Annotated in this window: 10 protein-coding genes; 6 read left to right on the top strand and 4 right to left on the bottom strand. The window is 70.7% G+C overall.

Going from position 1 to position 12,434, the window contains the following annotated elements:
• Positions 1 to 2 precede the first annotated feature (2 nt).
• Complete coding sequence (locus tag ACIBQ1_RS22525) at positions 3 to 818, top strand: class I SAM-dependent methyltransferase (protein ID WP_397280196.1); 816 nt, start codon at positions 3 to 5, stop codon at positions 816 to 818.
• A gap of 487 nt (positions 819 to 1,305) precedes the next feature.
• Here ACIBQ1_RS22525 and serA read toward each other — a convergent pair whose 3' ends face one another.
• Positions 1,306 to 2,895: a phosphoglycerate dehydrogenase gene (gene serA / locus ACIBQ1_RS22520; protein ID WP_397280195.1), complete on the bottom strand. Its 1,590-nt coding sequence runs from the start codon at positions 2,893 to 2,895 to the stop codon at positions 1,306 to 1,308.
• 240 nt (positions 2,896 to 3,135) lie between these two features.
• Between serA and ACIBQ1_RS22515 the strand changes: the two genes are divergently transcribed.
• Together ACIBQ1_RS22515 and ACIBQ1_RS22510 are read left to right on the top strand one after the other, a co-directional pair.
• Positions 3,136 to 3,990 carry a hypothetical protein gene (locus ACIBQ1_RS22515; protein ID WP_397280193.1) on the top strand — a complete coding sequence of 285 codons (855 nt, stop codon included), beginning with the start codon at positions 3,136 to 3,138 and terminating at the stop codon, positions 3,988 to 3,990.
• A gap of 95 nt (positions 3,991 to 4,085) precedes the next feature.
• Positions 4,086 to 5,447, top strand: coding sequence for an MFS transporter (locus tag ACIBQ1_RS22510; RefSeq protein WP_397280191.1), 1,362 nt, complete (start codon positions 4,086 to 4,088; stop codon positions 5,445 to 5,447).
• Here the strand turns inward: ACIBQ1_RS22510 and ACIBQ1_RS22505 are convergent.
• From ACIBQ1_RS22505 to ACIBQ1_RS22495, 3 genes are read right to left on the bottom strand one after another with little or no spacing between them, the layout of a single operon-like run.
• Positions 5,407 to 7,962: an FtsX-like permease family protein gene (locus ACIBQ1_RS22505; protein ID WP_397280189.1), complete on the bottom strand. Its 2,556-nt coding sequence runs from the start codon at positions 7,960 to 7,962 to the stop codon at positions 5,407 to 5,409. The genes ACIBQ1_RS22510 and ACIBQ1_RS22505 overlap by 41 nt on opposite strands.
• Positions 7,959 to 8,639, bottom strand: a complete 681-nt coding sequence (locus ACIBQ1_RS22500) for an ABC transporter ATP-binding protein (protein ID WP_397280188.1) — start codon at positions 8,637 to 8,639, stop codon at positions 7,959 to 7,961. Before ACIBQ1_RS22500 ends, ACIBQ1_RS22505 begins: the two co-directional genes overlap by 4 nt.
• On the bottom strand, positions 8,636 to 9,157 hold the full coding sequence (locus tag ACIBQ1_RS22495) for a PadR family transcriptional regulator (protein ID WP_397280186.1): 522 nt from the start codon (positions 9,155 to 9,157) through the stop codon (positions 8,636 to 8,638). Before ACIBQ1_RS22495 ends, ACIBQ1_RS22500 begins: the two co-directional genes overlap by 4 nt.
• An 88-nt stretch (positions 9,158 to 9,245) precedes the next feature.
• Between ACIBQ1_RS22495 and ACIBQ1_RS22490 the strand changes: the two genes are divergently transcribed.
• The 3 genes from ACIBQ1_RS22490 to ACIBQ1_RS22480 all read left to right on the top strand — a co-directional run bounded on the left by ACIBQ1_RS22490 (position 9,246) and on the right by ACIBQ1_RS22480 (position 12,386).
• Entirely contained in the window at positions 9,246 to 9,797 is a 552-nt protein-coding gene (locus tag ACIBQ1_RS22490) for an FHA domain-containing protein (protein ID WP_397280184.1), read from the top strand.
• Positions 9,798 to 9,903: 106 nt separating this feature from the next.
• Complete coding sequence (gene dacB / locus ACIBQ1_RS22485; protein WP_397280183.1) at positions 9,904 to 11,448, top strand: D-alanyl-D-alanine carboxypeptidase/D-alanyl-D-alanine-endopeptidase; 1,545 nt, start codon at positions 9,904 to 9,906, stop codon at positions 11,446 to 11,448.
• A 164-nt stretch (positions 11,449 to 11,612) separates the two neighbouring features.
• Positions 11,613 to 12,386: a CAP domain-containing protein gene (locus tag ACIBQ1_RS22480; protein WP_397280181.1), complete on the top strand. Its 774-nt coding sequence runs from the start codon at positions 11,613 to 11,615 to the stop codon at positions 12,384 to 12,386.
• Positions 12,387 to 12,434 lie beyond the last annotated feature (48 nt).

Raw genomic sequence — 12,434 nt, 5'->3', positions numbered from 1 at the left:
GTATGGCACCGGAGAAGGTGCACCTCACCGGGGAGAGGGCCACGCTGCTCGCCACCCTGTACGGGCGGGCGCTGGACGCGCGATCCCCGCAGCCGATCCTCGGCGACGACCTGGCCGCCGAGACGGTCGAGCGCATCGACCACGACTTCACCCGGACCGGGATGAACGCCGTCCTCGCGATCTCCGTCGCGCTCAGGGCGCGTTTCATCGACCGGTGGGCGGCCGAGTACCTGGCCACCCATCCCGAGGCCACCGTGCTCCACCTGGGCTGCGGCCTCGACACCCGCGTCCACCGGCTGGACCCGCCGCCCACCGTCCGCTGGTACGACGTGGACTACCCCGACGTCATCGAGCTGCGGCGACGCCTGTTCCCCGAGCGGCCCGGCTATCGCCTGATCGGCTCGTCGGTCACCGACCTGGGGTGGCTGGAGCAGGTCCCAGGCCACGCCCCTGTGCTGGTCGTGGCCGAGGGCCTGCTCTACTATCTCGACCCCGGTGAGGGCCGGGCCCTCATCAGGGCGATCGTCGACCGCTTCCCCGGCGGCCAGTTCGTCTTCGACGCGGTGAGCCCGCTCGGGCTCAGGACGCAGAAGTTCAACAGGCCGGTACGCAAGGCCGACGCCAGGCTGGTCTGGGGCGTCGACGGCACCGGCGAACTGCTGGCGATCCATCCGGAATTGCGCTGCCTGAGCGCGGTGAGCGCCTTCGACATCGAGGGGTTCGACCGCCTGCCGGCGCCGCATCGCGTCGCGGCCCGGATCGCCGCCCTGCTGCCGGGGGTGAAGCGGGCGGCGGTGTTCTACCGGCTCGGGTTCTGAGGGGCGCCGCCGTTGTCCCTGCGGTCCAGGGCGGTCTGCAGGGCCTGCGCGGCCTCGTCCTCATGCTCCTCGGCACGGTTCCAGGCATACATCTCGTACATGTGACTCATCTCATTTCGCGAGCGCGTTCCAGAAGGGGGGCCGGAGCTGTGTTGATCGCCGAGCCCGCTCGGGGTGCTGTGACGGATGTCCTCGCCGCGCTGCGGATCCGTCGCAGCGCTCGAACCCGACCGGGCCTGTCTCTCGCAGGGTCCGGGTCACGGACCGGACGAATGGGACTTAGTAGCCGACACACCACGACGCACCGCGGCGAGTCGTCGACCTGCCCTAACAGGCCCCGCCGCGGCAGGTAATAAGTACGAGCACCTGGCGCATTACCAGCAACAGTACCCCAGCAATCTCATTGGATGTCCTACTATCTCGCATGCTGAGACAAGAAAGGCCGCCACCCGGATCCGGGTGGCGGCCTTCAGTGCCGGAAGGAGGCTCAGCCCTCCAGGTCCACGGAGCGGCCGCTCTCGGCGCCGATCTCGTTCCCGATCTGGTCGATCACCTCGGCCGGGATCGCCGAGTCGACGGTCAGCGCGATGAGCGCGTTGCCGCCCTTGGTGGAACGGGCCACCTGCATCGAGGCGATGTTGACGCTGTGCTCGCCGAGGAGGCGGCCGACCACGCCGACGATGCCGGGGCGGTCGGTGTAGGTGAAGAACGCCAGGTGGGCCGTCGGCTCGATCTCCATCTCGTAGCCGTTGACCTCGACGATCTTCGTGATGTGGCGCGGGCCGGAGAGCGTGCCGGACACCGAGACCTGGCGGCCGTCGGCGAGCACACCGCGCACGGTCACCACGTTGCGCCAGTCGGGGCTCTCCGAGCTGGTCACCAGCTCCACGGCGATACCGCGGTCCTTGGCCAGCAGCGGCGCGTTGACGTAGGTGACCTGCTCCTCGATCACGTCGGTGAACACGCCCTTGAGGGCGGCCAGCTCGATCACCCGCACGTCCTCGGAGGCGATCTCGCCGCGCACCTCGACGTCGAGCTTGGTGGCCACCTCGCCGGCCAGCGCGGTGAACACGCGGCCGAGCTTCTCGGCCAGCGGCAGGCCCGGCTTGACCTCCTCGGCCACCACGCCGCCCTGGACGTTGACCGCGTCCGGCACGAACTCACCCGCGAGCGCCAGCTTCACGCTCCGCGCGACCTGGGTGCCGGCCTTCTCCTGGGCCTCGTGCGTGGAGGCGCCGAGGTGCGGTGTGATGACGACCTGGTCGAGCTCGAACAGCGGGCTGTCGGTGCACGGCTCCTTGGCGAACACGTCAAGGCCGGCACCGGCGACGCGGCCCTCCTTGATCGCGGCGTAGAGCGCGCCCTCGTCGATGATGCCGCCGCGGGCGACGTTGATGATGCGCACGGACGGCTTGACCTGGTGCAGCTCCCGCTCACCGATGAGACCGACGGTCTCCTTGGTCTTCGGCGGGTGCAGCGTGATGAAGTCCGACCGCTTGAGCAGCTCCTCGAAGCTGACCAGCTGGGCGCCGAGCTGGGCGGCGCGGGCCGGAGGCAGGTACGGGTCGAAGGCGATGATCTCGACGCCGAACGGCTGCAGCCGCTGGGCCACGAGCTGACCGATCTTGCCGAAGCCGACGATGCCGATGACCTTCTCGTCGAGCTCGACGCCGGTGTACTTGGAGCGCTTCCACTCACCGTTCTTCAGCGCGGCGTGGGCCTGAGCCGTGTTGCGGGCGCTGGCCAGGATCAGGGCGACCGTCTGCTCGGCGGCGCTGGTGATGTTGGACGTCGGCGCGTTGACGACCATGACACCGGCCTTGGTGGCGGCTTCGACGTCGACGTTGTCCAGGCCGACCCCGGCCCGGGCGACCACGCGCAGCTTCGGCGCGGCGGCGATGGCCTCGGCGTCGACCTGCGTGGCGGAGCGGACGATCAGGGCGTCCACCTCGGCGAGGGCGGGCAGCAACTGGGAACGGTCGGCGCCGTCGGTGTGGCGGACCTCGAAATCAGCGCCGAGTACGGCGAGGCCGGCCTCGGACAGCTCCTCTGCGACCAGAACGACGGGCTTGTTCACGGGTGTGGATCCTTAGCAGCACGGCGGGCACTCGGGGGACACGTCCACGGATCCCCCGACGGTCCCACTGAGTCTATCCGGGGCTTGTGAACGCGTTCACGAGGCACCCACGATGTGAGACAGCTCCGCCCTACCCCCGGGGGAAGAAACTCATCCAGTTCGCGTACATCTTTGTCTTGATCGGGAGATTTATTCGCCATTAGCCTGATAAGCCGTGGCCGAGTACCTAGGGTTCGTCTTATGAGCATCGGGAATCCTGCGCTTGCCGACGTGCTCGCTCAGCATGGCGGTGCGCACCGCCTGCTGGGCGCTCTCGCCGACGGTGGAGTCCTGGTGGCAGTGCGTCCAGACCGCTCGGTCGTCCTCGGGACGACCCAGGCCGGAGACCGGGTGTTGCTCGGTTACACCGGCGCTGCCACCTATGCCAGGCACCGCGGCAGTCATTCCCTGTCGGCGTGCGACGCCGACACCATCCTGGACATCCAGCGCGTCACCGGCGTGCGGGAGATCGTGATCGACGCGGCCGGACCAGCCGCCGCGGCTGTGCCCATCGACGACCTCCAGCACTTCATGTCCTCCACGCGCACGGGGCCCACGCCCGTCCTCTCGGGGACGGTGCCGGCCGCGTACGCGACGGGGGCGATGGCGACCGTGTCACGCGGTGCCGCGCTGGCCCAGGTGGCGCCTCCGACTCCGCATGCGCCCACGCTGCCGTGGGTGCCCGCGCCCCGGCCGCACCTGTCGGGGCCCATGCAGCAGGTGGACCCCGGCTACCGGCGGTGCACGCATCCGATCCTGCCCGCGCTGCGGCAGGCCATCGGGATGCTGCTCATGGACTTCCCGCTCGTGCATCACGTCTGGATCTCCGAGGCGCGCACGGCGTCCGGGGCTCCGGGGATCATGCTGCACGTGAAGGTGCACATGTCGGCCGCCGAGGACGTCGTACGCGACCTGCACCGCCTGGTACGCGCCCGGCTGCCGCAGTTCGCGGCCTCCGGGGCGCCGATCCTCATGGCCAGGGTGGCGGACTCGCGCAGCGAGCGCAGGATGATCGAGATCGGCGCGCACGTGGTGTGCGCGAACGTCATCGACTGACGCGCCCATCCGCGCCGGGGCCCGGGTGACCGGGCCCTGCGGCATGGGAAAAGTGGGCCCTCCCGAACAAGCTCTCGCTCGGCTTCAATGAGAGCATGATCACACCGACGGTGAACGCGCCCACGGTCTCCAGGCGCGTGCGCCTCGGCTACGGCGTGGGGTCGTTCTGCACGGCCACGGTCAGCACCGTGCCCGGCCTGCTCCTGCTGTACTACATGACCAATTTCCTGGCCGTGCCCGCCTGGCTGGCCGGGGTCGTGGTGACCGCGCCCAAGGTCTGGGATCTGATCATCAACCCGCTGATCGGCCGCTGGTCGGACCGGACCCGGTCGCGGCTGGGCCCCCGGCGCCCCTGGCTGCTGGCGGGCGCCTGCACGCTGCCGGTCATGTTCTTCCTGGTGTTCGCGGGGCCGCCGCTGACGGGGGTGCCCGCCGCCCTGTACGTGGGGGCGTGCTTCCTCGCGACGGCGACGGCGTACGCGCTGTTCGAGGTGCCGTACAAGGCGATGCCCGGGGAGATGACCCACGACTACCACGAGCGCACCTCGCTGCTGCAGTGGCGCATGATCTTCATCGGCGCGGCCACCGCGGTCAGCGGCGTGCTCGCCCCGGCCGTCGTCACGAGCCAGGGCGAGCACGGCACGCTGGACAGCTACCGGCTGATGGCCACGATGATCGCAGTCATCCTGTTCGTCTCCATGCTGGCCTCCTTCTTCGGCACGGCCCGCGCTCCCATGACCGGCGCGCCGGAGGCGGACCGGGGAGGGTGGCGCGAGCAGTTCGCCGCGATCAAGGGGAACCGGCCGTTCCTGTGGCTGACCGTGCTGTCCTGCACGCAGATGCTGGCCGTGAGCATGATGCTGGCCGCCGCGCCGTACTTCGCCGCGTACACGATCGGCTCGCCGAAGGTCACGCAGACGCTCTTCGCCGCGCTGGTCGGCCCGATCCTGCTGACGATGCCGCTGTGGGTGCGCCTGGCCAAGCGCTTCGACAAGCGGGGCGCGATGATCCTGGCGGCCCTCCTGTACGGGAGCGGCACGACGGCGGCCCTGGCCACGCCGATCTTCGGCACCGTGTGGGCGCACGTGACGATCCTGCTGGTCGGCGTCGGCTACGCGGGGGTGCAGCTGCTGCAGTTCTCGATGCTGGCGGACGTGATCGCGGCGGACGCCGCCCAGACCGGCAAGCGGCGGGCGGGCGTGCTGACCGGGCTGTGGACGGCCATCGAGAGCGGCGTCAGCGCGTTCGGCGCGCTGATCTTCGGGGTGATCCTGTCGATCGGCGGCTTCATCGAGTCCGAGCCGAGCAGGCCGGTCGAGCAGCCGGACAGCGCGGTGACCGCGGTCCTGATCGGGCAGACCGCGGTCCCCGCGCTGATCATCTTCCTGTCGGTGCTGATGACGCTGAAGTACCGGCTCACGCCACCCGTCGGGCCGGCACCAGACGCGTCCGCGTGAACAGCCCGGCCGTCAGCGCGGCCAGCAGTGGCAACCCCACCACGACCCCGGCCAGGAAGAGCCAGGGAATGGCGATCGTCGTGGCTCCCGGGTTGAAGAGCTCCATGGTCCCGTAAAGCCCCCGGGTCAGCGGCCAGGTCAGCGCGATGCCGCTGACGGTGCCCGCCACCAGGCCCACCACGGCGCCGAGGCCGGAGATATAGGCGGCCTGGGCCGCCACCACGAGCCTGCGGACCCGCGTCGTCCCGCCGACTGCGGACAGGGTGTCGAGATCCTGGCGCATGTCGGCGGCGGCCAGCCCCGTGGCCGCGAACGTGCCGCCGAGCACCAGGACCAGCGCGGCCGCGAGCAGGATCAGCAGGGCCACGAAGCGGCCCTCCGCGTTGCCCCGCTCCACCGTGACGGAGACCTTCTCTCCGATCATGGCCCTGATCTCGGTGGACAGACGCTGATCGTCGACAGATGTGGTCGCCGCGTAGAGAACCCGCTGCGCGACCTTGAACCCCGCCGACGTCAGCGCGGACGGCGAAATCACCACGCCCCCTTGACCGGGCTCGGATGCCGCCGCCTCCACGGCGGGAACCCGGAAGGTCTTGACAGGCGTCTCCCCCCGGTCTTCGATCCGCAACGTGATCGTGCCGTCGCGGACCAGGCCGGGCTTGAACGCCACGGCCTTGCCCGCCGCCAGTGCCGCCGCCGCCTGCGGATCCCTGCGTTTCTGGAGGAAGGCGAGCACCTCGTCGTCCGCCACGGGCACGGGGCCGAACATGTAGTCGGGAGGGCGGCACCCGTCGCTGCAGTCCCCCTGCCAGTCGACCAGCAGATGCTGGGACCTGCCCTGCGCGTCCGTCGCGTCCAGCCCGTCGACCAGGCGCACCCCCGCCAGCTTCTGCTGGACGAGCGCCCGCACCCGCGCCCATCCCTGATCGTCCAGCTCCCAGACGCGGATCATCGTGGTGCCCGCGGGGAGGATCCCGCCCCGTCTCGCCTCGTTGCTGATGTAGTCGCTGTTGACGCCGATGCCCAGCGTGACGGCGCCCATGGTGGCCGCCATGACCGCGGCGGTGGCGGAGGCCGTACGGACGCGGTGGCGGGAGGCGTCGCGCACGGACAGCCGCAGCGGGAGCGGCAGCCGACCGGCGAGCCGTCCCGTGGCCTGGACCAGCCACGGCATCAGCGCGACCAGCCCGAACACCACCAAGGTCGCAGCCAGCGCGACGGACAGCGTGCCCCGGTGCAGGGCGAACCCCGTCGCGGCCAGCCCGAGCAGGACCAGCGCGGCCCCGAGCACGGGACGGCCGGCCCGCCCCGGCGTGTCCACGGCGGCGCGTCCGGCCAGCACGTGCACGGGGCTCTGCCGGCTCGCCTGGATCGCGGGCACGATCGCCGCGGTCAGCGCGCTCACCACGCCCAGCGCGGCCACCCCGAGCACCTGCGCCCACGGCACGTCGGCCGGGCCGTGCGTCCAGTCCAGCCAGCGGGCCGCGAACCACTCCGCCACCAGCCCGGCGCCGATTCCCAGGGCGGCGCCGAGCAGGGCCGCCGCGCCGCCGAGCACCAGGCCGTCGGCCAGCACGATCGTCTTGAGGTGCCGCCCGGAGCCGCCCTGGGCGGCGATCACGGCGAGCTCCCTGCGCCTGCGGCGCAGCCCGACCGCGAAGGCGGGGCCCGCGAGCAGGACGGTCTCGGTCACGACGAGCACGACGGCGACACCCAGCTCGACCAGCCCGTGCAGGTCCCGGGGCCTGAAGTTGCCGATGTCGGAGCGCTCGATCATGACCCGGGACTTGACGGCCAGGCCCACCTTGTTGAGCCTTCGCGCGTCCGGCCACTGGACGGGGGCGGCGGTGTCGATGAGCCAGCCGCTGTCGTTGCCGTCGTTCTGGTGCGGAAGCAGCCCCTCCGGCAGGGCGAGCATCTCGCGCAGGCCGGGCCGGTTCGGGTGCTCGGCGACCCCGACCACCCGCACGGTGCGGTCCGGCCGCCAAATTTTGATCGTGTCACCGATCCGGACACCTCTGTCGACCAGCGCGGGGGACGCGGTGACCTCACCGGGCGCGGTGGCGAACCGCCCCTCGACCAGGCGGCGCATCCCCCTGGTCAAGGGGTCGCGCAGATCGGTTTCGAACACGTCCACCCGGTTGTAGCCGTCCGCCAGGCGGGCCTCCACGACGTTCGCCTGGTAGCGGAGGAGGCGGCCCTGGAGCAGCGTGCCGATCTCGGCGGGCGTCCACGGCCGCTCGGGACGCGACGACTCGCGCATATTGGTGACCTCCCCGTCCGCACGCTGCTTGATCGGGGTGCGGAACGGACTCGTGGCGATGCGGGCGTCGGCCGCCCCCAACACCGAGTCCAGCTTGTCGCGGGCGGTGATGCTCGTGGTGGCATCGGCGGTGAGCGCCGCCGTGATGACGAGGATGGGCAGGCCGATCATCACCATGATCAGCGCGGTGCGGCCCTTGAAGCGCAGGGCGTCCCTGCGGGAGATGCGCAGCGCGGCGCGGAACGCGCTCATCGGGCGCTCTCCAGCCTTACGGCGCTCGACTCCACGATCGCGCCGTCACGCAGGTAGACCACCCGGTCGGCCCAGCCCGCGTAGCGCGGTTCGTGGGTGACCAGCAGGACCGCCGCGCCCGCGTCGCAGCGGGTGCGCAGCAGTTGCAGGATCTCGTCCCCGGTGGCGGTGTCGAGCGCGCCGGTCGGCTCGTCGGCCAGCAGCAGCCGCCGCTCGCCGACCAGCGCCCTGGCGATGGCCACGCGCTGGCGCTGCCCGCCGGACAGTTCCTCGGGGAAACGGTCGGCGACCTCCCCTGCCCCCACCTCGGCGAGCACGGCCAGCGCCTCCTCGCGGGCCGTCGCGAAGCGGACGCCGTCGAGCTCCCTCGGCAGCATCACGTTCTCGGCGGCGGTCAGGGACGGGATCAGGTTCAGGTCCTGGAAGACGTATCCGACGTTGGTGCGCCGGAGCGCGGCCAGGTCCTTCACCCTGGCCAGGTCCTCGCCCTCGATGGTCACGGTCCCCGACGTGGGCCGGTCGAGACCGCCCGCCACGTTGAGCAACGTCGACTTGCCCGAGCCCGACGGGCCCATGACCGCGACCAGCTCCCCCGCCGCGACCTCCAGGCTCACGCCCCTCAGGGCCTGCACCTGGCCGTGCTCGCGGGTCACGTCCCGCAAACTCACCACAGTCATTGCTCTTGCTCCTTGGACATCTGCTTGGAAACGGCCTCGCAGTGGTCCAGCCAGCGCTGCTCCGCCTCGGCCTTGAAAATCAGCGAATCGAGGACCAGCCGCTGTGCGAACCCGCCTGCCGCGGCCCGTTTGGCCCGGATCAACTCCTGCAGCCCGCGCATGGTGGCCACGCGCTGGGTCTGGATGACCTCGGCCACGTCCAGGCCACCGGCCACAGCCATCGCGATCTTGATGGCCAGTTCGTCCCGAGGCCGGTCGGTCTGGGCGACGGGGGTGCTGAACCATCGCTCCAGCTCCTCCCGACCGGCCTCGGTGATCGTGTAGACCGCGCGGCCCTGCTCGTCGGCTCCCCCTGGGGCCACCAGGCCGTCGCGCTCAAGCCGGGAGAGCGTCGTGTAGACCTGGCCGATGTTCAACGGCCAGGTCGCCCCTGTGGACGCCTCGAACTCGACCCTGAGCTGATAGCCGTAACGCGGTCCGCTGCTCAGCAACGCGAGCAGTCCGTGTCTGATCGACATGGATACTGAGTATGCATACTGAGTATGCCCATCGCAAGCGATCGGTGTTTTCTGGACAGCGAGCGCCCTTCGGTCCGATACTCGCTACATGAGCTCGACGCAGCCGCCTTTTCGCGCATCAGACGGGGAACGCGACCGCGCGATCGACGAGCTCAGGGACCAGGCCGTGGAGGGCCGGATCTCCCACGACACGTTCGTGGGCCGGGTGGACCAGGCGCTGCGCGCGCGCAGCCAGCACGAGCTCGACGAACTGGTCGCCGACCTGCCGCGGAAGGCGACGATCAGGCAGCGGCTGACCGACGCCGTCGCGTCGGTGTCCGAGTTCACCACCCGGCTGCAGTCGGCGTGGCGGCGCCCCCGGCTGCCCCGGCTGGCGCTGCCCGACGACGACCGGCTGCGTTACGTGGTGGGGCGCGGGTCGGCGTGCGACCTCGTCCTGTCGGACTTAACCGTCTCCCGGGTCCACGCCGAGCTGCGCCGCGAGGGCGACGGCGGGTGGATGCTGGTGGATCTCGGCTCGCTCAACGGCACCCGGCTCAACGGGTGGCGGCTGGTGGGGCCGGCGCGGGTGCGGTCGGGTGACGAGATCTCGTTCGGCGACTGCGGCTTCATGGTGACCGCGGGCCAGCCGTCCCTCTGACACCCCCGCCAAAAACCGCCCGACATATACGGATATTTGCGGATTGCAGAAGTTTTGCGGCGGTCCATGCTGGCATGGCGACTCCCCAGTCATTTGGAGACCCCCCATGCGGCGTACCTCAGCATCCCTCGTCGCGGGCGCGCTCGTCGCGGCCCTCGCGTGGGCGTCCAGCCCCTCCTCCCCGGCCGTCGCCCTGGAGCCCTCCGCGGGCGTGGCGGACCTCACCCAGGACATCAACAAGATCCTCAGCGACTCGCGGCTCACGATCGCCAGGGCGGGCGTGGTCGTCAAGAGCGCCGCCACCGGCGAGGAGCTGTACGCCACCGACGCGGGCAAGCTCCTGACCCCCGCCTCCAACACCAAGCTCTTCACCTCCGCCGCGGCCGCGGAGACCCTCGGGCTCGACTACCGCTTCCCCACCACCGTGCTGCACTCGGGCCGCAAGGCCGGATCGGCGCTGGCCGGCGACCTGGTGCTGCGCGGGACCGGCGACCCGACCATGCTGGCCGAGGACTACGACGCGCTGGCCGCCAAGGTCGCCGCCACGGGCGTCAAGGTCGTGGCGGGCAAGCTGCTGGCCGACGACACCTGGTTCGACTCGCAGCGGCTCGGCAACGACTGGTCGTGGGACGACGAGACCGCGTACTACGCGGCGCCCATCTCCGCCCTGACCGCCTCGCCCGACCGGGACTACGACGCCGGCTCGGTGATCGTCTCCGTGGCGGCCGACGGTGACGAGGTCAAGGTGTCCACCACCCCGGAGACCGGCTACCTGAAGATCGTGAACCGGGCCACGGTCGGCTCGGCGACCGACGTGCTCATCGAGCGGCAGCACAGCACGCGTACCGTCGTGATCACCGGCACGGTGAAGGACCCGTACCAGGAGTGGGTGGCCGTGGACGACCCCACGGCGTACGTCGCGTCGCTGTTCCGCACGTCGCTGGCCAAGCACGGCGTCAAGGTGCTCGGGCCGACCGTCGCGGGCGCGGCCCCGGCCGGGGCCAAGGAGCTGGCCCGGCACGAGTCGATGACGCTGGGCGAGCTGCTGGTGCCGTTCCTGAAGCTGAGCAACAACATCCACGCCGAGATCCTCACCAAGGCCATGGGCCGCAAGGTCGCCGATCAGGGCACGTGGTCGGCCGGGCTCAAGGTCAGCACCGACTTCGCCAAGGCCAACGGGGTGCAGGTGATCAACATGCGGGACGGCTCCGGGCTGTCGCGCCGCGACGGCTTCTCGCCGGGCTCGATCGTGCAACTGCTGACGGCGGTGCGCAGCAAGCCCTGGTTCAACACCTGGTACGAGGCCCTGCCCATCGCGGGCAACGCCGAGCGCTTCGTGGGCGGCACCCTGCGCAGCCGGATGCGGAACACGCCGGCCGCCGGCAACGTCCACGCCAAGACGGGCTCGCTGACCGGGGTGACCTCGCTGTCCGGGTACGTCACGAGCGCCGAGGGCGAGCCGCTGATCTTCTCGATCATGCTGAACCAGTACCTGTCCGGCTCCCCCAAGGACATCGAGGACAAGATCGCCATCCGGCTGGCCCAGTTCACGCGGGCCACCGCGACCGCCGACGCCACGCAGCTGCGCGCCACGGAGCAGGGCGAGGCGGGCGACCTCGAATGCTCCTGGCTGAAGCCCGCGCAGTGCTAGGCATTGCCTGAAATCCGGCGGCCCTCTGACGCTCAGGGGGCCGCTGTGGTTTACCGGGATCAAGATGGAGCTCCAGGTTAGGTCTGAAATTTCCGTACATAGCCGACCGGGGAGCGCCAGAATGCGGGTTCGACGCAATGTCGAGCCCTGAACCGGAGGAAAGAATGCGCGGACAGCTCCAGGCACTCATCTGCCTCGGGAGTCTGGCGGCGTTGAGTTTCCCCGCGACCGCCGCGCAGGCGGCCACCCAGGCCGCCTCGGCGCCGGCATGCCGCGTGGTCGCGGCCAAACCGGTCGTGACCAGGGGCGTGGTTCGGGGCACCGCCACCAGGACGGGCTGCACCGACCAGGCCCGGCTCAGGGTACGCATCCAGGTCGTCGCGTCGGGCCCCGACCGAGTCCTCAAAAGCGGCTCGAAGACGGTCGGCACCGGGCGGATCACGGCAGGCGTGCAGTGCTCCCCCACCCCGCGCAGCTACTACGTGGTCGCGGTCGACTCGAAGGGGCGCAGCAGCCGGTCGCGCCCGGTGAGGCTGTCGTGCGCGTCGGGCGGCGGCTTCGCGTCCTCGGTCGAGACGGAGGTCGTCAAGCTGACCAACCAGGCCAGGGCGAGGAAGGGCTGCCGTCCTCTCCTCCACGACCCCAGGCTGCACCTCGCCGCCGAGCGCCATTCGGCGGAGATGGGGGCAAACAACTACTTCTCGCACGACTCGCGCGACGGCCGCACCTTCGACCAGCGCATCAAGGCCGCCGGTTTCTCCTTCAGCTCAGCCGCCGAGAACATCGCCATGGGCCAGCTCACCGGGGCCGCCGTGATGAAGGGCTGGCTCAAGAGCTCAGGAAACCGGGCCAACATCCTCAATTGCTCCTTCACCCACATCGGTGTCGGGCACAACGCCAAGGGACCCTCCTGGACCCAGGTTTTCGCCGCCCACTGAGCCGGCCCCATCGAGCCAAGGGAGCGCCGGGCCTCCACCGGCCACACC

It is taken from the genome of Nonomuraea sp. NPDC050153 (genome assembly GCF_044460125.1).
GTDB lineage: Bacteria > Actinomycetota > Actinomycetes > Streptosporangiales > Streptosporangiaceae > Nonomuraea.
The sequence above is the reverse complement of the archived record's forward strand: the minus strand, read 5'-3'. Positions and strand labels throughout refer to the sequence as shown.